Annotated in this window: 17 protein-coding genes and 1 pseudogene; 13 read left to right on the top strand and 5 right to left on the bottom strand. The window is 63.2% G+C overall.

Annotated elements, in window-relative coordinates; all coding sequences use genetic code 11:
* The first annotated feature begins 35 nt into the window (after positions 1-35).
* From L0U84_RS27880 to L0U84_RS27870, 3 genes are all read left to right on the top strand, one after another.
* Positions 36-1,322: an aromatic ring-hydroxylating oxygenase subunit alpha gene (locus L0U84_RS27880; protein ID WP_233854799.1), complete on the top strand. Its 1,287-nt coding sequence runs from the start codon at positions 36-38 to the stop codon at positions 1,320-1,322.
* A 34-nt stretch (positions 1,323-1,356) separates the two neighbouring features.
* Positions 1,357-2,532: a hybrid-cluster NAD(P)-dependent oxidoreductase gene (locus tag L0U84_RS27875; protein WP_233854797.1), complete on the top strand. Its 1,176-nt coding sequence runs from the start codon at positions 1,357-1,359 to the stop codon at positions 2,530-2,532.
* Positions 2,533-2,717: 185 nt separating this feature from the next.
* Complete coding sequence (locus tag L0U84_RS27870) at positions 2,718-3,575, top strand: glycine betaine ABC transporter substrate-binding protein (protein WP_233854795.1); 858 nt, start codon at positions 2,718-2,720, stop codon at positions 3,573-3,575.
* A gap of 67 nt (positions 3,576-3,642) precedes the next feature.
* Here L0U84_RS27870 and purU read toward each other — a convergent pair whose 3' ends face one another.
* Both purU and L0U84_RS27860 read right to left on the bottom strand, forming a co-directional pair.
* On the bottom strand, positions 3,643-4,518 hold the full coding sequence (purU, locus tag L0U84_RS27865; protein WP_233854793.1) for a formyltetrahydrofolate deformylase: 876 nt from the start codon (positions 4,516-4,518) through the stop codon (positions 3,643-3,645).
* A gap of 136 nt (positions 4,519-4,654) precedes the next feature.
* Entirely contained in the window at positions 4,655-5,569 is a 915-nt protein-coding gene (locus L0U84_RS27860) for a LysR family transcriptional regulator (RefSeq protein ID WP_233854791.1), read from the bottom strand.
* Between the two features lie 109 nt (positions 5,570-5,678).
* On the opposite strand from L0U84_RS27860, the gene L0U84_RS27855 reads away from it, so the two are divergent.
* On the top strand, positions 5,679-6,320 hold the full coding sequence (locus tag L0U84_RS27855; RefSeq protein ID WP_233854789.1) for a glutathione S-transferase family protein: 642 nt from the start codon (positions 5,679-5,681) through the stop codon (positions 6,318-6,320).
* A gap of 43 nt (positions 6,321-6,363) precedes the next feature.
* Positions 6,364-7,320: pseudogene (locus L0U84_RS27850) on the top strand (pyridoxamine 5'-phosphate oxidase family protein); the annotation flags it as partial.
* Positions 7,321-7,390: 70 nt separating this feature from the next.
* Here L0U84_RS27850 and L0U84_RS27845 read toward each other — a convergent pair.
* Both L0U84_RS27845 and L0U84_RS27840 read right to left on the bottom strand, forming a co-directional pair.
* Complete coding sequence (locus L0U84_RS27845; protein WP_129961001.1) at positions 7,391-7,795, bottom strand: helix-turn-helix domain-containing protein; 405 nt, start codon at positions 7,793-7,795, stop codon at positions 7,391-7,393.
* Positions 7,796-8,196: 401 nt separating this feature from the next.
* Complete coding sequence (locus tag L0U84_RS27840) at positions 8,197-8,463, bottom strand: hypothetical protein (protein ID WP_233854787.1); 267 nt, start codon at positions 8,461-8,463, stop codon at positions 8,197-8,199.
* Between the two features lie 44 nt (positions 8,464-8,507).
* On the opposite strand from L0U84_RS27840, the gene L0U84_RS27835 reads away from it, so the two are divergent.
* The 3 genes from L0U84_RS27835 (at position 8,508) to L0U84_RS27825 (ending at position 12,364) form a co-directional block, all read left to right on the top strand.
* Positions 8,508-8,930 carry a hypothetical protein gene (locus L0U84_RS27835; protein WP_233854785.1) on the top strand — a complete coding sequence of 141 codons (423 nt, stop codon included), beginning with the start codon at positions 8,508-8,510 and terminating at the stop codon, positions 8,928-8,930.
* Positions 8,931-9,132: 202 nt separating this feature from the next.
* Positions 9,133-10,605: an ISNCY family transposase gene (locus L0U84_RS27830; protein WP_442794054.1), complete on the top strand. Its 1,473-nt coding sequence runs from the start codon at positions 9,133-9,135 to the stop codon at positions 10,603-10,605.
* A gap of 295 nt (positions 10,606-10,900) precedes the next feature.
* On the top strand, positions 10,901-12,364 hold the full coding sequence (locus L0U84_RS27825; RefSeq protein WP_233854783.1) for an amino acid permease: 1,464 nt from the start codon (positions 10,901-10,903) through the stop codon (positions 12,362-12,364).
* A 109-nt stretch (positions 12,365-12,473) separates the two neighbouring features.
* Here the strand turns inward: L0U84_RS27825 and L0U84_RS27820 are convergent, their stop codons facing one another.
* Positions 12,474-13,451, bottom strand: a complete 978-nt coding sequence (locus tag L0U84_RS27820) for a LysR family transcriptional regulator (RefSeq protein ID WP_233854781.1) — start codon at positions 13,449-13,451, stop codon at positions 12,474-12,476.
* A 105-nt stretch (positions 13,452-13,556) separates the two neighbouring features.
* On the opposite strand from L0U84_RS27820, the gene L0U84_RS27815 reads away from it, so the two are divergent.
* From L0U84_RS27815 to L0U84_RS27795, 5 genes are read left to right on the top strand one after another with little or no spacing between them, the layout of a single operon-like run.
* Positions 13,557-14,576 carry an asparaginase gene (locus tag L0U84_RS27815; protein ID WP_233854779.1) on the top strand — a complete coding sequence of 340 codons (1,020 nt, stop codon included), beginning with the start codon at positions 13,557-13,559 and terminating at the stop codon, positions 14,574-14,576.
* A gap of 10 nt (positions 14,577-14,586) precedes the next feature.
* On the top strand, positions 14,587-15,351 hold the full coding sequence (locus tag L0U84_RS27810) for an amino acid ABC transporter ATP-binding protein (RefSeq protein ID WP_233854777.1): 765 nt from the start codon (positions 14,587-14,589) through the stop codon (positions 15,349-15,351).
* 58 nt (positions 15,352-15,409) lie between these two features.
* Positions 15,410-16,246 (top strand): glutamate ABC transporter substrate-binding protein, encoded by an 837-nt coding sequence (locus tag L0U84_RS27805; protein ID WP_233854768.1) that lies wholly within the window; start codon positions 15,410-15,412, stop codon positions 16,244-16,246.
* A 30-nt stretch (positions 16,247-16,276) separates the two neighbouring features.
* Positions 16,277-16,930, top strand: coding sequence for an amino acid ABC transporter permease (locus L0U84_RS27800; protein ID WP_233854766.1), 654 nt, complete (start codon positions 16,277-16,279; stop codon positions 16,928-16,930).
* Positions 16,927-17,823 carry an amino acid ABC transporter permease gene (locus L0U84_RS27795; RefSeq protein WP_233854764.1) on the top strand — a complete coding sequence of 299 codons (897 nt, stop codon included), beginning with the start codon at positions 16,927-16,929 and terminating at the stop codon, positions 17,821-17,823. Before L0U84_RS27800 ends, L0U84_RS27795 begins: the two co-directional genes overlap by 4 nt.
* Positions 17,824-17,842: the final 19 nt, after the last annotated feature.

Here is a 17,842-nt window from a genome sequence, read left to right as displayed (position 1 = left end):
CGCGGCGCCAGACGTGACACGCAACGGAGCACACAATGAAAGTTTCCGCAGACGTTCGCGCAATGATCGAACGCCGCAAGCAGAATTACACGCTGGAAGCGCCGTTCTATACGAGCGAGGATATTTTCGCGCTCGATATCGACGCGATTTTCCGCCAGCACTGGATTCAGGTCGCGGTCGAGCCCGACGTGCCCGAACCGGGCGACTACGTGACGGTCGAGATCGGTCTCGATTCGATCCTGATCGTGCGCGACGACGACATGCAAATTCGCGCGTTTCATAACGTGTGCCGCCATCGCGGCGCGCGTCTGTGCAATACCGGCAAGGGCTCGCTCGGCAATATCGTCTGTCCGTATCACAGCTGGACGTATAGCCTCAATGGCGACCTGATGTTCGCCGAGCACATGGGGGAACAGTTCGACCGCTGCAAACATAGTCTGAAAGCGGTGCATGTCGAGAATCTCGCCGGACTGATTTTCATCTGCCTCGCCGAGCAGCCTCCCGCCGATTTTTCCGTGATGCGCGCCGCGATGGAGCCGTATCTGTTGCCGCACGATCTGGCCGGCTGCAAGATCGCCGCTTCGATCGACATCATCGAGGAGGGCAACTGGAAGCTGACGATGGAAAATAATCGCGAGTGCTATCACTGCGTCGCGAATCATCCCGAGCTCACCATCTCGCTGTACGAATACGGCTTCGGTTATCAGCGCAGCCCGGCGAACGAGGAAGGCATGGCCGCGTTCGAGGCGACGGTCGCGCGTCGCACTGCGCAGTGGGAGGCGATGCAGTTGCCGTCGGCGGAAATCGACCGGCTCGCCGATCTGGTCACCGGGTTCCGTACGCAACGTCTGCCGCTCGATCGGGACGGCGAATCGCAGACACTCGACGCGAAGGTCGCCTCGAAGAAACTGCTCGGCGGGCTCGAGCATGCTGATCTCGGCGGGCTGTCGTTCTGGACCCAGCCGAATTCGTGGCATCACTTCATGAGCGACCACGTCGTCAGCTTCTCGGTGATTCCGCTGTCGGCCGGCAAGACGCTGGTGCGCACCAAATGGCTCGTGCACAAGGACGCGCGCGAAGGGATCGATTACGACGTCGACAATCTGACCGCCGTGTGGCGCGCGACCAACGACCAGGATCGCGCGCTGGTCGAATATTCGCAGCGCGGCGCGACGAGCAGCGCGTATGAGCCGGGTCCGTATTCGCCGTTCACCGAAGGACTCGTCGAAAAATTCTGCGAGTGGTATATCGGCCGCCTCGCAGACTACGACGCGAACCCGCAGACGTCGCACGACGAGAAAGTCGTGTCGTTCGTGCGCTGAGCTAAACACCGCAATGACGAGCGGGGGGACAACCATGATGCGCGATCAGGCGATGTTTCAACCGGGCATCGAGCAGACTTCACAGTATCGAACTGGCGCCGCGAGCCGCGTCACGCAGCCACGCTTCTGGGACGCGCTGCCCGCGCGCTGGAATAGCGACGCGGACGACACGCTGGAGTGCTGCCAGGTTCGCAGCGAGACGCACGACGTGAAGAGCTTCTTCTTCCGCGCGCCATCCGGCCGGGCCTTCGTGTTCGAGCCGGGGCAGTTCATCACGCTGGAGCTGGAGATAGACGGCGAGCGGATCAATCGCTGCTATACGATTTCGTCACCGCCCACGCGGCCGCATACGATTTCGATCACCGTCAAGCGCGTGCCGGGCGGCCCGGTGTCCAACTGGCTGCACGACCATCTGCATGCGGGCATGCAGGTGCGCGTGCTGGGTCCAGCCGGCGAATTCACTTGCGCGCGGCACCCGGCGCGCAAGTTCCTGTTCTTGTCGGCGGGCTCGGGCATCACGCCGTTGATGTCGATGAGCCGCACGCATCATGAACTCGGCGAGGACAGCGATATCGTCTTCCTGCACAGCGCGCGCACGCCGGACGACATCATCTTCGCGCGCGAGCTCGATCTGATCGCCGCCAATCAGGCGCATTTCCGCACCGCGTTCGTTTGCGAGCGCGTGGGCGCGCGCACCAATTGGCCCGGCATCACCGGGTTTCTGACGCTGCCGCTGCTGAAGCTGATCGCGCCGGATTTTCTGGAGCGGGAGATTTTCACCTGCGGCCCAGCGCCGTATATGCAGGCGGTGCGCAATCTGCTCGATGAAGGCGGCTTCGATCGCCAGCACTATCACGAGGAAAGCTTCTCGTTCGAGACCGTCGGTGAAGCGGCCGCGCATGTCGCCGACGCGCCGTGCGATGAGCCCGCGCCGGTCGAAACCGCGACGCGCTTCAAGGTGAGCTTTACGCGCAGTCATCGCGAGATCGAGTGCGGTAGCGGCCAGCATGTGCTCGATGCGGCGAAGCAGGCGGGCGTGCGGCTGCCGGCATCGTGCACGCAGGGCATGTGCGGCACCTGCAAGGTGAAGCTCGTGTCAGGCGAAGTGGCGATGAAGCACGCGGGCGGTATCCGTCAGCGCGAGATCGATCAGGGCATGGTGCTGCTGTGCTGTAGCAAGCCGCTGACCGATCTCGTCGTCGACAAGTAATAACGATTGAAACACCACGAGAACACGGCAAAACACTGGGCGGATTTGCGTGGAAGTCGCATGCGGACAACTGCATGTCGCAAAACGACGCTACCTGGCAATTCTGGTTGGCGATTCTGAATGCGCGATGAGCGGTTCGATGGCAAACGCGTCAATGGGCAAATGGATCAAACGGGAGAACGTCGATGAGACTGATCGGAAAGGTAGTGGTGGCAAGCGCGTTGGGGTTGATGCTGACGGCGGTCAGTGCGGGTGTGTCGGCGGATGCGAAGCCGACCATCAAGATCGGTTACGTGGAGGGCTGGGACGATAGTGTCGCGACGTCGAACGTGGCCGCCGAAGTGATCGAAAAGCGCCTCGGTTATCAGGTGCAACTGGTGCCGGTGGCGGCCGGCGTGATGTGGCAGGGCGTCGCGCGCGGTGACCTCGACGCGACGCTGTCCGCGTGGCTGCCGGTCACGCACGGCGCGTACTGGAACAACTTCAAGGACAAGGTGGTCGACCTCGGGCCGAACTTCAACGATGCGAAGATCGGTCTGATCGTGCCGGACAACGCGGACGTGAAGAGCGTCGGCGATCTGCAGGCGAAGAAGTCGGAGTTCGGCGCGCGCATCGTCGGTATCGACGCCGGTGCCGGCGTGATGCAGAAAACCAGCGAGGCGATCAAAGCCTATGGCCTCGACTACCAGCTGATGCCGAGCTCCGGCAGTGCGATGACCGCGGAACTGGCGCGCTCGGAGGCGGCCAGCAAGCCGATCATCGTGACCGGCTGGAAGCCGCACTGGATGTTCGCGAAGTACAAGCTGAAATTCCTCGACGATCCGAAGAAGGTATTCGGTGAAGCCGAGCACGTGGACAGCGTGGTGAATCCCGAGCTCGAGAAAAAAGCGCCGACGGTGGTCGCGTTCCTGAAGAAGTTCCAATGGAAGCCGGGCGAGATCGACTCGGTGATGCTGGCCACGCAGAATGGCGAAAAGCCGGCCGCGGCCGCCGACGCGTGGATCAGCGCGCATTCGGACCGGGTGGACAGCTGGGTGAAGTGAGTCGGCAAGCGTCGGCCCGCGTCGGCGCCGCACACGAAAACGCCGCTTTTCAGCGGCGTTTTTCCGTTTACCGCAGCACCACGGTGCGCTCGCCGTTGATGAACACACGCCGCTCGACGAACGCCTTCACCGCGCGCGCGAGCGTGATGCATTCGACGTCGCGTCCGGTCGCGAGCAGCCGTTCGGGGCTGTACGAGTGATCGACCGGTTCGACTCCCTGCTCGATGATCGGACCTTCGTCGAGATCGTCGGTGACGAAATGCGCGGTGGCGCCGATCACTTTGACGCCGCGCGCATGGGCCTGATGGTACGGTTTCGCGCCCTTGAAGCCGGGCAGGAACGAATGGTGGATATTGATCGCGCGCCCGGCGAGCGCGCGGCTCGTTTCTCCCGACAGGATCTGCATGTAGCGCGCGAGAATCAGCAGTTCCGCGCCGGACTTGTCGAACAGTTCGAGCAGTTGGGCTTCCTGTTGCGGCTTCGTGTCGGCGGTAATCGGCAGATGATGGAACGGCAGGCCATGCTGCCGCGCGAGCGGTTCGAGGTCGCGATGGTTCGAGCCGATGCCGACGATGTCCATCTGAAGTTCGCCCATGCGCCAGCGAAACAGCAGGTCGGCGAGACAGTGTTCGAGTTTGGACACCATGATCAGCACCTTCGGCCGGATCGACAGATTGTGGATCGCCCAGGTCATCCGGAAGCGTTCGGCGATCGGCGCGAATTCCCGCTTCAGCGTGTCGAAATGAAGCTCGTCGTCGCGATCGACGTGGTGAAACACGCAGCGCACGAAAAAGCGCTCGCTGAGTTCGTCGTCGAATACGGTGAGTTCATCGACATAGCAACGATGCCGTTCGAGAAACCCGGCGACGGCGGCAACCTGGCCCGCCGCGCTCGGACAAGCGACGGTGAGAACCCCTTGAGCAGAACGGGAAACGGCGGACATAAGCTCTCCACATTGACGATCGGGCGAGGCCGCGGGGTGCGGCGCGCATCGTCGCAGTAGAGCAAATTGGGCGATTGCGGGGATAGAAGCTAACCGCCGTTGCGCTGGAACGGGAACGCCAGGCGGCTCTGCCGGGCTAATCCGCGGCGTCCGTCGCGAGCCTTCGCTTGAGCGTGTCGATCAATGCCCGCACTTTCGCCGGCGGGTGGCTCGTCGGTGGAAACACAGCCTGGATGCTTGCCGGTGCGGTCGCCCAGTCGGGCAGCAGCCGGATCAGCCGTCCGGCCGCGACGTCGTCCGCGATCGAAAAATCGGTCAACAGACCGAAGCCGCCGCCCGCGAGCGTCGCCGCGCGGCAGGCGTCGGCCGTGTTGACGCGCAACGCGGCCGCGCAGCGCACGCTCGCGGTTTTGCCGTCGGCGTGCCGCAGATCGAGCGTCAACGGATGCGGCAGCACCGACAACGCGCAATAGGGCAGAGCCTCCAGCGCGACCGGCGTGCCCGGCGCGCCCCACGTCCGCAGAAACGCGGGACTCGCGACGAGCCACTTGACGAAACTGCCGAGCTTCACCGCGCGATAGTTTGAATCCGCGAGACGGCCAAGACGGATCGCGACGTCGATGCCATCGGCGATCAGATCGACATAGCGGTCGCTGCTCAGTAGTTCGATGTCGAGTTGCGGATGCGTGCGGCGCAGTTCGACCAGCGCGGGTGCGACGACGAGTGTGCCGTAGTCGTTCGGCGCACTGACGCGCAGCGTGCCGCGCACCGGCGAGGTTTCCCCGCCGAGCGCGTTCAGCGCGTCCTCGGTGGCGCGCAGAATCTTCACGCTCGCCTCGTAGAAAGTGCGGCCCGCCTCGGTCACGCCGAGCCGCCGGGTGGTGCGCACCAGCAGGCTCGCGCCGACCTCCGCCTCGAGCCGCTGCATGTGCGTGCTGACCATCGTCTTCGCGAGTCCAAGCCGCGTCGCGGCGGCGCTCAGCGAGCCCGCGTCGATGACCGCGACGAAGATCGCGAGGCGGTTCAGGTTCACGCTGCGCACATCGGCCATGATCGATTGTCCATTCTCGCTTGACTGTGTTTCCCGGATTATCGGGCTTCCGCGCAACAGTGCCTACGCCTTATGCTCGGCCTGTCATTCAACCCATCCGGAGCCCTGCATGCCCGCCGCCAGACCCGCCGAGCCTATCAAGCTGTATACGACGCTGCTATCAGGCCACGGCCATCGCGTGAAGCTGTTTCTGACGCTGCTCGATCTGCCGTTCGAGGTCATCGAGCTGGATATGAAGGCGGGCGAGAACCGCACGCCCGAGTACCTCGCGCTGAACCCGTTCGGTCAGGTGCCGACGATCGAGGACGGCGAGCTCACGCTGTTCGATTCGAATGCGATTCTCGTCTATCTGGCGAAGCGCTACGGCGACGCGTCGTGGCTGCCGGAAGATCCGTCCGGCGCCGCGGCGGTGCAGCGCTGGCTGTCGCTCGCGGCGGGGCAGATCGCATACGGGCCGTGCGCGGCGCGGCTCGTTACCGTGTTCGGCGCGCCTCTCGATCACGAGCGAGCGAAGAAGATCGCCATCAAGCTGTTCGACGTGATCGACGAGGAGCTTGCCGGCAAACCGTTCGTGGCTGGCGAGCACGTCACGATCGCCGATATCGCCGCGCACACGTATATCGCTCACGCGCCCGAGGGCGGCGTGTCGTTGCGGCCCTATCCGAACATATGCGCGTGGCTGCGTCGCGTGGAGGCATTGCCGCGCTTCATCGCGATGCCGTCGACGAAGGCGGGCCTGCTGGCAGCGTGATACGCGTTTAACGGCGCGTCAGATCTTGCAAAGGAATCCGATCATGGCCGAGTTCGTTCTGTTGAATAACTGGGAAGCCGGCGCGTCGCCGTTTCATGCCGGCGAGCAGGACGCGCAGCAGCGTGCGGGTGTGCGCGAGGTGGCGGAGTCGATGGGACGCCGGGGCATTCGCCGTTTCATGCCGGAGCAGCATCGCGACTTTTTCACCGCGCAGCCGTTCGTCGTGATCGGCGGCGTGGATGCGAGCGGTCAGCCGTGGGCGACGCTGCGTGCGGGTGCGCCGGGTTTCGTGTCTTCACCGGATGCGCGGACCCTGCGGATCGAAGGCGGCGCATTGGCTGGCGATCCGCTCGGCGCGGCTTGGCGCGACGGCGCGCAGGTCGGGCTGCTGGGCATCGAGCCGCGCACGCGACGGCGCAATCGGGCGAACGGCGTCGTCCGGTCGGTGGATGGCGACACGTTGCGGGTCGAAGTCATGCAGAGCTTCGGCAATTGCCCGAAGTACATCCAGAGCCGCACGCCGTTTTATATCGAGCGCGACGCGGCCGCGACGAGCGCGCAGCCCGAAGTCGCCACGCATCTGAGCAGTGCCGAGCGTGAATTGCTCGCGAGCGCGGACACGTTCTTTATCGCCAGTGCGAATCTGAGCGAGGAAGCGGGGCTGGGGAAGGGCGTCGACGTGTCGCATCGCGGCGGCGCGCCGGGTTTCGTGCGCGTGGACGACGCGAATACGCTGACCACGCCCGACTACAGCGGCAACCGCTTTTTCAACACGATCGGCAACCTCGTGCACGATCCACGCGCGGGCCTGCTGTTTATCGACTTCGCGACCGGCGATCTGCTTTATCTGGCGGTGCAAGCGGAGATCATCTGGGAAGGCGACGACTTGGCGGCATTTGCGGGCGCCCAGCGGCTGGTGCGGTTTCATGTAAACGAAGTGCGGCGCAGCCGCGGCGCGTTGCCGTTCCAATGGTCGGAGGTCGAACTGGCGCCGCAGTTTCTGCCGAAAGTCCGAGAAAACGCATGACCCGGTGCGCACGCGCGTGCTTTAGCTGGGTACGGCGATCGATCTACTGCGCATTCCTGCCTAGCCGATAGGACACGCCGAGTCGGGTGGCCAGTTGCCACACATAGACTCGCGAGTACGAGATGCCGAACTGACGGCTGATCAGTTCGCGCATGCGGGCGTTGCTCCAACCGTCGGCGTCGAAGCCATAGTCTCGTGGCGAGGCCCTCAGCGCCTCGGCCAGCCAGTCCAGATCCGCCACCGCGAGCGCGGAATGGCGGCCGCCGACGCTCATGTTTCTGAGCGCATCGAGCCCGCCTTGCTCCAGCAATTTGCGATATCGCTCGACCGTGGTTTTGGCCATGCCCATCTGTTTCGCGACCTCGGCCGCAGCGACGCCGTCGAGCAGTTTTTTGCCCGCGGTGAGACGCCGTGCGACGGTCGGTAAATCCTCATTCAGTCGATGCATCGGAGAACTCCGCCGTTAGGTAGCTAACCTGACTGCAATCGGTCGCTGGGGTAGACAGAGAGAAGGGCGCGCCACTTACAGATAATCGAAAAATCGTCCGCTGTGTCCAAAAGAAAAAAAATCAATCGCGCCTTTCCTCCGATAGAAAATGACGCGAATTTCGCGTAAGGCGGTCGCACGAAGTTTTCTTTCTAAAATCTTAAAAATCTTCCTTGCGATTGAATTTAACGTTTGCTAACCTGATTGAACTCATTTAAAAAAACGTATCAATTCGACTTGGCTCGTTCTGGCGAGCCGGCATAACGTGAGGCCCCGTACGGCTTGAGGTTGGTCGTTTTTGAGTGCCGCGGCCTGACAGAAGCCTGGAGCGTTTCAATGCGTGGCTTCCGGTTTTGCGAATGTTATTCGAATGCATTTTTTCGATGCAGGGCGGAGATATTCGCCGCAGACCCGCGAGCAAGGTGCTGAAAATTGAAAACCCGTTCCCGTCGCTTTTCCAGCGGATTATAGGTGAACGTGGTATTCGCGCAGAGCGGTGCCGTGAATCCCGAAGCCAGTAACCATCTGCTTAATTTGGCTGTGTCGTTCAATACCCGAAAAAATGCTTTATGGCGGGCACTTTCTGATTCGTTATGCATAACCGCAATATGAGGTGACAGCACTTTCATCGGTTGGCATTCTGCGCTTGCAAGCAGGCGGTAAGGAGAACGACATGAACCCGGATAGGACCCGCGATATTGCCGCGATGCTATTGCGTGCCGCGAGGCGCAAAAGACTCGTGACTTATCAGGAACTGCACGCGCTTTTCGGTCGAGACGAACCGTTGCATAGCCGCTATCGCGCATTGGAGGACGCGGCGCGCTCGCTGAGCGATTGTGCGTCCCTCGACTATGGTTGCCTGATGAGCCTCGACAACGGCTTGCCGGGCGATGACTTTTTTAACCGCTTCAGGCACGGCCGGCCGCGAGAATACGAAAAGGTGATGGGCTTCGGATCGGCGGGACGCTCGACGACGAAGAAACGGCTGATTGCGGATGCCGAGCGTGTGCGGGTGTTCGAACATGCGTCGCAGAACGCGGCAGTTGGGAACGCAGCGAACACGTTGCGCCCGTACGCGGCGTCGAAATGCACGTAGCCCGTGTAAAGATCCGCCCAAACTGGGACGACGTTGGATGAAGTGGCCCGTGGGCCGCTTTTCGAAGCCTATCTAATTTGACATAAGATAAATTATCAACAACGATTTTGTAGGTCCCAAATAGAAATGTCGGGTTTCCGCTAAATAGAAATGTCGTGTTTTGGGTAGTTTGACTGCCGGACATCCGCTCAGGGAGCCGGCGATGAACGCGACTGGGACGATCACGATGACGATGCGTGAGATCGATCGGCTGAAGGTCATTCAGGCCGTGACCGAGTTCCGGCTCAAGCCGGGCCAGGCCGCCGAACGCCTGGGGTTGAGCGTGCGCCAGATCGAACGGCTGGTGTTGCGTTACGGCGCGGCCGGCGTGGCCGGGCTGGTGTCAGGCAAGCGTGGGCGTGCAGGCAACCACCAGCTGCCTGCCGGCAAGGCGCAGCGGGCGCTGGCGCTGATCCGCGAACGCTATGCGGATTTCGGGCCGACGCTGGCGCGCGAGAAGCTGCGGGAATGTCATGGTATCGAACTGGCGGTCGAAACGGTGCGCACGCTGATGATTGCCGCGGGACTGTGGGTGCCGCGCAGGGATCGCCCGCCGAAGGTGTACCAGCCGCGTAATCGCCGTGCCTGTCTGGGCGAACTGATCCAGATCGACGGCAGCGATCACCGCTGGTTCGAGGACCGGGCGCCCGCCTGCACGCTGCTGGTATTCATCGACGACGCGACCGGACGGCTGATGACGCTGCACTTCACGGCGACGGAGTCGACCTTCAGCTATTTCGAGGCACTGTCGAAGTATCTGGGCGCGCACGGCAAGCCGGTGGCGTTCTACAGCGACAAGGCCAGCGTCTTCTACGTGAAGCAACGCTCGGAGACGGCGGGCAAAGGCGTCACCCAGTTTGGCCGGGCGCTGTATGAGCTCAATATCGACGGATTCTGTGCCAACACGAGCCAGGCCAAGGGACGCGTGGAACGCGCGAACCAGACGCTGCAGGACCGGCTGGTCAAGGAGCTGAGGCTGCGCGGCATCAGCACGCGGGACGCCGCGAATGCGTATGCGCCCTCCTTCATCGCCGACTTCAACCGGCGGTTCGGCAAGCCACCCAGGAGCGACTACGATGCACACCGGCCGCTGCGCGACGACGAGGATCTGCGGCAGATCCTGGCCTACCGTGTCCCGCGCAGGATCTCGAATGCGCTGACGGTGCAGTACGATCGGGTGCTGTACCTGCTCGATGACACACCCGTCAGCCGGGGGCTCATGCATGAATATGTCGAGGTCGTCGAGTATCCCGATGGCGTGATCGAGGTGCAGGCCCGTGGCGAGGTACTGCCGTACCGGCAATATGACCGCATCACCCATATCGATCAGGGCGCGGAGATCGAGAACAAGCGCCTCGCGGGCGCACTGGAAGTCGCCCGCCGGGTTCAGGCCATCCGCGACGATCGCCGGGCAGCGGGCTCCCCATCACGCACGCACTGCGGCGAGCAGGTCCAGGCAAAGAAGGCGCTGATCGGGCTGAAGAAGCAGCGCGCAATCGAGGTCGCCGACCTTAATCAGGCGATTCTCGAAGTCAGCACAAAAATGAGGGACGGACGGGGGGCGGCTTCGCCGCCCCACCCCAAAACCTTGAAAAAAGACCGGAAACAGCGAGAAAAACCCGACATTTCTATTTAGCTGGCACCACGACGTTTGAACTTAGCGGGGACAGATTTTTGTAGTGGCTAAGTTGAAATGTCCGCTTCTAGCTCATTAGCGATGCCTGAGACTGAGCGGCTGAAGGCATGCGGATTTCACTTTGCTTTTAATCCGGCATAGACTGAATTCAGACTTTTTCCGTTAGACGCTTTCTCCGCATTTGCCGTGACCGTTGCCGTGCGCGGCGACGGATGTTTTTGTCGTGCTCCCACGGGCCGATGGCAGCCGAACCGGTTCGTGCCTAATCAACACTGAAAAAAAGGGACGACTTATCATGGCCTCTACCGGTTATATGGCACGCAAAAGCGTCGCTGATATCGTCGCCAGCGCCGACGCCGAAGAAGGCCGGCACCTGTCGAAAACGTTGGGCGCGACGAGTATCACCGCGATGGGCATCGGCGCGATCATCGGCGCCGGCATCTTCGTGCTGACGGGGACCGCCGCCGCGCAGTTCGCGGGGCCGGCCATCACGCTGTCGTTCGTGCTGGGCGGCATCGCGTGCGCGTTCGTCGGCCTGTGTTATTCGGAACTCGCGGCGATGCTGCCCGTGTGCGGCAGCAGCTATACGTACACGTATGCGACGCTCGGCGAGATCTTCGCGTGGATCATCGGCTGGGACCTGATCCTCGAGTACGCGATGGGCGCGGCGACCGTCGCGGTCGGCTGGTCCGGCTATATCGTGAGCCTGTTGCGCAACGTCGGCATCGACATTCCACCTACCCTCGCCGCCGCGCCCGGCACCGTCGTCAAACTGGCCGATGGCTCGACGGTCACCGGCGTCATCAACCTGCCAGCGGTGCTGATCATCGCGATCCTGACCATCCTGCTCGTGTTGGGCACGAAGGAATCCGCGCGCCTGAACAACGTGATGGTTGCGATCAAGCTGACCGTGGTGGTCGCGTTTATCGCCATTGGAGTGTTTTTCATCAAGCCGGAACACTGGCATCCGTTCATTCCCGCCAATACCGGCCAGTTCGGCAGTTTCGGCATGAGCGGCATCCTGCGCGGTTCGGCCGTGGTGTTCTTCGCATTCATCGGCTTCGATGCGGTGTCGACCGCCGCACAGGAAGCGCGACAGCCGCAACGCGACATGCCGATCGGCATTCTCGGCTCGCTGATCATCTGCACGGTGCTGTACATCCTCGTCGCCGGGGTGCTGACCGGCCTCGTTCCCTTTTCCGAGCTGAACGTTCCTGATCCGATCGCGAAGGGCGTCGACGCGATCGGGCTCACGTGGTTCGCGATCCTGATCAAGATCGGCGCGTTGACGGGACTGACCACCGTGATACTGGTGCTGCTCTATGGACAAAGCCGCATCTTCTTCACGATGTCGCAAGACGGCCTGTTGCCGCAGTTTTTCGCGAGTGTGCATCCGCGTCTGCAGACACCTTATCTGAGCCAGATCCTCATCGGCACCATCGTCGCGATCGTCGCCGCGCTGACACCAATCGGCGTGCTCGGCGAGATGGTCAGCATCGGCACGCTGTTCGCGTTCGTCCTCGTGTGCGGCGCGGTGATCTATCTGCGGCGCAGCGACTCCGAGGCGGCCCGCCCATTCCGGGCGCCCGGCGTGCCGGTCGTGCCGGTGCTGGGCATCCTGTTCTGCCTGCTGCTGATGGTCGGCTTGCCGCTCGTCACGTGGCTGCGGCTCGTCGTGTGGCTCGTGATCGGCATGACGATTTATCTGTCATACGGCCGCAATCATTCGGTGTTGCGGCATCCGGAGCTCAAAAGGTGAATGAACCGGGCTGGGTGTGCGACCGAATCGACGACCGAATCGACCGAATCGCGCGCCCAGCCCTGTCTCGTCACTCTTGCGGGATTGATCGCCTGTCGCGCTATTCCGTTCAAACCGCATCCGCCAGACACGGCACCAGACTCCGGTCGGGCAACTCTCCAATCCCCTTCAAACGCTGCGCCATGAATTCGCGCAGCACACGCACCTTCGTCGAGAAACGCCGGTTCGGCAGATAGGCCATATAGATTTGCCGTCCGGTCAGCGCGTTCTCGAGCCGATAGTCGGGCAGCACGACTTCGAGCTCGCCGCTAACCAGCAGATCGCGAATCAGCCAGATCTCGAACTCGGCGATCCCTAGCCCCGCGCGCGTCGTTTCGAGCAGCAGTTCCGAGTGGTCGGACTGGAGATTCCCCGAAGGCAGAATCGACTGCACCCCCTGCCCGTTCGTCAGATGCCAACGCGGATCGCCCTCCGGATGCAGATAGCGCAGGCAGTTGTGCTGCGCGAGATCGTCCGGCGTGCGCGGCCTGCCGCGTCGCGCCAGATAGGACGGCGCCGCGCACAGGATGCTGTCGTTGCGCGATATCGGCTGGACGATCAGGTTGTCCAGATAGTTTTCGCCCTCGTGGATGTCGAGATCGAAGCCCCCCATCACCATGTCGTTGTGGTTGTCGGTCAGGCGCAGATCGAGCTGCACGGCCGGGTAGAGCTCGAGAAACGGCGCCACGAGCGGCGCCAGATAGCGTCGGCCGAACGCGACCGGCGCGGTCAGCTTCAGCGGGCCGCTCGGCGCCGAATCGAGTTCCGCGACCACGCGCAGCGTGTCGTCGAGGTCCGCGATCATCGACACCGCGCGCGCGTGATACAGGCTGCCGGCTTCGGTCAGCGCGACGTGATGCGTGGAGCGATGCAGCAGCGTCACGCCCAGCATCGCTTCCAGCGCGGTGATCTTGCGCGCGATCGTCGAGGTGGCCACCTTCAGCTCGCGCGCAGCCGCCGAAAAACTCCCGAGTTCGACGATCCGCACGAGCGCGCGCATCGCGCTCAGATGGTCGAGACCGGCTTCCTTGATATTTTTTGAGGGCATCTTTGCGTTGCGTCCAATGCAAAACCATTTTCGAAAATACGTCTAAATGCTTTTTTTTGCAATAATTAAACTCGGCCTTGTCTGATCCAATTCAAAACGAATGCAATGACCCTCCCTTCGCACGTCCCGCTCGTCGTCGCCACCCGTAACGCTCATGTCGAGCGGATTCACTGGGGTTCGGTGGCGGTGGTCGATGCCTCCGGCGCGCTGCTGGCCCATGCGGGCGACCCGCACGCATGGGTGTTTTCCCGCTCGACGCTGAAGCCCTTCCAGGCGCTGCCCTTCGTACGTGACGGCGGCCCGGAGCATTTCGGCTTTACCGACGCCGAACTCGCGCTGACCTGCGCGAGCCACGGGGGCGAGGAGATTCACGTCGACGCGGTCACCGCGATGCTCGGCAAGATCGGCATGGCCGAGTCCGATCTGCGCTGCGGCGTCCACATGCCCGACTGCTACGGCGAGGACAATCTGCCGCCGCGCGGCAGCGTGTTCGACCAGCGTCATCACAACTGCTCGGGCAAGCACGCGGGCTTTCTCGGCTACTGCTGCATGCACGGCTACGCACGCGCCAGCTACCTCGAACGCGAGCACGAGTTGCAGCAGGAGATCGGCCGCGAAGTCGCCCGGCTCGCCGGGGTGCCCACGTCCGAGCTGTGGTTCGGCATCGATGGCTGCAGCGCGCCGAACCTCGGCATGCCTCTGTCGCGGCTCGCGATGATGTGGGCCAAGCTCGCCACCGGCGCATCGGGCGCAGGCGCCACCAGCGATGCGGCGCTCTCACGCATCTTCGCGGCAATGGCCGCGCATCCGCGGATGGTATCGGGCACCGGCCGCTGCGATCTCGCACTCGCCAACGCATCGAACGGCGACTGGGTCGCGAAGGTCGGCGCCGACGGCGTGCACACGGTCGGCGTGCGCAGCCAAGGCATCGGTGTCGCGGTGAAGATGGCCGATGGCGACTTCAATGCGGTCTACGCAACCACGATCGCGGTGCTTCGACAGCTCGACCTTCCGCTCGAAACCGAAGGCACGCCGCTCGCGAAATGGGCCGACCCGGTGCTGCGTAACGTGCGCGGCACGGCGGTCGGGCAACTGAAGGCCACCGTGCAACTGACATGGGCGTGAAGCGATGGGCATGAACGATAGTGCGCAGCTCAGCCAGCCCGCGGCGCTCGTCTCGCTGCGCGGCGTGAACAAGTCGTTCGGGGCGCAGCAGGTGCTGTTCGACGTCGATCTCGACGTCGCTCCCGGCGAAGTGGTGGTCGTGATCGGGCCGTCCGGCTCGGGCAAGTCGACGCTGTGCCGCTGTATCAACCGCCTGGAGACGATCGACTCCGGCGAGATCCTGCTCGCGGGCGAACATCTGCCCGAAGAGGGCCGCGCGCTGGCCGCGATGCGCGCGCAAATCGGCATGGTGTTCCAGTCGTTCAATCTGTTCTCGCATCGCACGGTGCTGCAGAACGTCGCGATGGGGCCGCGCAAGGTGCTGCGTCAGTCGCGCGAGGAAGCCGAGGCGCTGGCGCGCCGTCTGCTCGCGCGCGTCGGTCTCGCGCACAAGGCCGATGCGGTGCCCGCGGAGTTGTCCGGCGGTCAGCAACAGCGCGTCGCCCTCGCCCGCGCGCTCGCGATGCAGCCGAAGGTCATGCTTTTCGACGAACCGACGTCCGCGCTCGATCCCGAGATGGTGAGCGAGGTGCTCGCAGTCATGCTCGAGCTCGCGCAAAGCGGCATGACGATGGTCGTCGTCACGCATGAGATGGGCTTCGCGCGCCAGGCGGCGGACCGCATCGTGTTCATGGACGGCGGGCGCATCGTCGAAATTGCCGAGCCCGACGCATTTTTTAGCGCGCCTCGCTCGGAGCGGGCGCGCGATTTTCTCTCCAGGATCCTGGAGCACTGATTCTTATCGATAGACCCGGCAGGGCCACCCTGCCACGAATAACAGAGGAGATACCACCATGCGTTTGAAATCGATTGCAGTGCTGGCTTCGTGCGTCGCCGGCACTTTCTTCGCGGCACTCGCGCCGGCCCATGCGGAAACCTTCCCGGCCGATTCGACGATGGCGAAGATCCAGAAGAAAGGCAAGCTCGTGGTGGGCACGTCGCTCAATACGCTGATGTTCTCGGTGCGCAATCCGATGACGGGCCAGACCGAGGGTTTCGAAGGCGACCTCGCGCGCCTGCTCGCGAAGAAGCTGACCGGCTCCGAGGACAACGTCGAATGGGTGAAGACCACGACGGAGAACCGTCTGCCGTTCGTGCAGAACGGCCGCGTCGACGTGGTGATCGCGACGCTGACGATCAACGACGCGCGCAAGAAAGTGATCGGTTTCGCGGGTCCGTACTATGTGGCCGGACAGGACATTCTGACCAAGCGCGCTGATACGTCGATCCACAGCGTGACCGATCTGAACGGCAAGACCGCCTGCGTGCTGAACGGCACGACCGTCGAGGACAACGTGAAGAAGCTCGCGCCGCAGACGAAGTTCGTCACCTTCAACGACACGGCCGCGTGCGTCGAGGGTGTCGCAGACGGCCGCTTCGATGCATACGTCGACGACGGCGCGACGCTCGCGGGTGAATCGCTGCGTCAGCCGAACAAGTTCCGTATCGTCGGCAAGCCGTTCACGCAGGAGCCGTACGGCATGGGCGTCGCGAAGGACGACGCGGCGTTCCGGCAATGGATCGACACGCAACTCGAGCAGTCGATCAAGGACGGTACGTGGAACAAGCTGTACGCGAAGAACCTCGAAGGCACGCTCGGCAAGCCGCAGGTGCCGACGATCGAGCGTTGATCCGCTTCTGATTGCCGAGCCGCTGCCCGCATGGACTTTCTGCTTCCCCTGCTGCCGTTCACGTGGCGCTTCATCGAGGCGATGGGCGTCACGATCGAGCTGACCGCGCTGTCGTTCGCGATGGCGTTCGTGCTCGGTATCGCGTTGACCGTGATGGCCGTGTGCCCGCTCACGCCGCTACGCTGGTTCGCCGCGACGTACGTCGAAATCATGCGCATGACGCCGCTGCTCGCGCTGCTTCTGCTGTTCGTGTTCGGCTTGCCGAAGCTCGGCTTCATGTATTCGCTGACCACGTCGTCGGTGCTCGTGCTGGGCTTCTACACCGCGGCGTGGGTCGCCGAGGTGTTGAGGGCCGGGGTCAATGCGGTACCGGCCGGTCAGGTCGAGGCAGCGCGCAGCATCGGCATGCGTTTCGGCCAGGTGCTCGGGAACGTGGTGATTCCGCAGGCGATGCGCACCGTGATTCCGCCGCTCGGCAATCTGTTCGTCAATCAGATCAAGGCGTCGTCGATCGCGGCGGCGATCGGGGTGTTCGACATCACGTATACAGCGCAGCGCATCAACTTCGAAACCGCGCAGGCGGTGCCGACTTTCGCGGCCGCGATGGTCGCGTACATGGCGCTGACGATTCCTCTGGGTCTGATGATGCGCCGGCTCGAACGGAAACTGGCGGTGGCGCGATGAATCGGACGCCTATGCTTTACGAACCGGCGGGACCCCTTGGCCGCAAGCGGCAACGGATCTTTGCGCTGCTGAGCGCGCTGGCGGTGTTCGGCCTGCTGGTCGCGATCGGCATGCGCCTGCAAACGAGCGGGCAGTTCGACGCCGACAAGTGGGCGATCTTCCTGCATTGGGGCACCGCGAAGTTTCTGTTCGACGGGCTCGTATCGACGATCATGGCGGCCGCCTGCTCGGCGCTCGCCGCGTTCGCGCTGGCGCTGCCGCTCGCGCTGGGGCGGCTGTCGAAGCGTCCATGGATCGCCCGGCTCGCGGGTGCGTACATCGAGTTTTTCCGCGCGATTCCACTACTGCTGCTGATCCTGTTCATGGTGATCGAGCTGCCTGCGCTCGGTTTCGACTGGCCGGCGCTCGGCTTCCTCGTGTTCGCGATGGCGCTGCATCACTCCGCGCTGACGGCCGAGGTGGTGCGCGCGGGCATCCTGTCGTTGCCGCGTGGCCAGCGCGAGGCGGCGCTCGCGCTCGGCATGCGGCCTGCGCAGGCGATGCTGCATGTGGTGCTTCCGCAGGCTCTGCGCAGCATGTTGCCGGCGCTGATCAGTTCGTTGCTTGCGATCGTGCAGGACACGTCGCTCGGCTATGTGATTCCGTATGACGAGTTGCTGCATCGCTCGCAGGACGTGTCGAGCTATGCGCCGCAGTCGTTGCTGCAGGCGGCGTTTATCGTGACGATGATGTATGGCGTCGTCAGCGCGGTGCTGCTTTATCTGAAGCGCTGGGTGTTGCGGCGTCAGCGGCGGGCTCAGGCACGCAGCGCGGCGAAGCGCGGCAGCGCCGGTTCAGCCGATGTCGCGGAAAATGTGGCGGCGTCGATCGCGGCGATGAGTTCGCGGGAGTGAGCGCTGGGGTGTCGTTCAT

The organism is Paraburkholderia sp. HD33-4 (assembly GCF_021390635.1).
Taxonomy (GTDB): Bacteria; Pseudomonadota; Gammaproteobacteria; order Burkholderiales; family Burkholderiaceae; genus Paraburkholderia.
This window is presented reverse-complemented; position numbering and strand designations above follow the sequence as displayed.

What these genes read in the sequence shown, in the direction of transcription:
- L0U84_RS27880 (WP_233854799.1), top strand. Translation starts at nt 36, where the DNA reads ATGAAAGTTTCCGCAGACGTTCGCGCAATGATCGAACGCCGCAAGCAG.
- L0U84_RS27875 (WP_233854797.1), top strand. Translation starts at nt 1,357, where the DNA reads ATGATGCGCGATCAGGCGATGTTTCAACCGGGCATCGAGCAGACTTCA.
- L0U84_RS27870 (WP_233854795.1), top strand. Translation starts at nt 2,718, where the DNA reads ATGAGACTGATCGGAAAGGTAGTGGTGGCAAGCGCGTTGGGGTTGATG.
- purU (WP_233854793.1), bottom strand. Translation starts at nt 4,518, where the DNA reads ATGTCCGCCGTTTCCCGTTCTGCTCAAGGGGTTCTCACCGTCGCTTGT.
- L0U84_RS27860 (WP_233854791.1), bottom strand. Translation starts at nt 5,569, where the DNA reads ATGGCCGATGTGCGCAGCGTGAACCTGAACCGCCTCGCGATCTTCGTC.
- L0U84_RS27855 (WP_233854789.1), top strand. Translation starts at nt 5,679, where the DNA reads ATGCCCGCCGCCAGACCCGCCGAGCCTATCAAGCTGTATACGACGCTG.
- L0U84_RS27845 (WP_129961001.1), bottom strand. Translation starts at nt 7,795, where the DNA reads ATGCATCGACTGAATGAGGATTTACCGACCGTCGCACGGCGTCTCACC.
- L0U84_RS27840 (WP_233854787.1), bottom strand. Translation starts at nt 8,463, where the DNA reads ATGAAAGTGCTGTCACCTCATATTGCGGTTATGCATAACGAATCAGAA.
- L0U84_RS27835 (WP_233854785.1), top strand. Translation starts at nt 8,508, where the DNA reads ATGAACCCGGATAGGACCCGCGATATTGCCGCGATGCTATTGCGTGCC.
- L0U84_RS27830 (WP_442794054.1), top strand. Translation starts at nt 9,133, where the DNA reads ATGAACGCGACTGGGACGATCACGATGACGATGCGTGAGATCGATCGG.
- L0U84_RS27825 (WP_233854783.1), top strand. Translation starts at nt 10,901, where the DNA reads ATGGCCTCTACCGGTTATATGGCACGCAAAAGCGTCGCTGATATCGTC.
- L0U84_RS27820 (WP_233854781.1), bottom strand. Translation starts at nt 13,451, where the DNA reads ATGCCCTCAAAAAATATCAAGGAAGCCGGTCTCGACCATCTGAGCGCG.
- L0U84_RS27815 (WP_233854779.1), top strand. Translation starts at nt 13,557, where the DNA reads ATGACCCTCCCTTCGCACGTCCCGCTCGTCGTCGCCACCCGTAACGCT.
- L0U84_RS27810 (WP_233854777.1), top strand. Translation starts at nt 14,587, where the DNA reads ATGAACGATAGTGCGCAGCTCAGCCAGCCCGCGGCGCTCGTCTCGCTG.
- L0U84_RS27805 (WP_233854768.1), top strand. Translation starts at nt 15,410, where the DNA reads ATGCGTTTGAAATCGATTGCAGTGCTGGCTTCGTGCGTCGCCGGCACT.
- L0U84_RS27800 (WP_233854766.1), top strand. Translation starts at nt 16,277, where the DNA reads ATGGACTTTCTGCTTCCCCTGCTGCCGTTCACGTGGCGCTTCATCGAG.
- L0U84_RS27795 (WP_233854764.1), top strand. Translation starts at nt 16,927, where the DNA reads ATGAATCGGACGCCTATGCTTTACGAACCGGCGGGACCCCTTGGCCGC.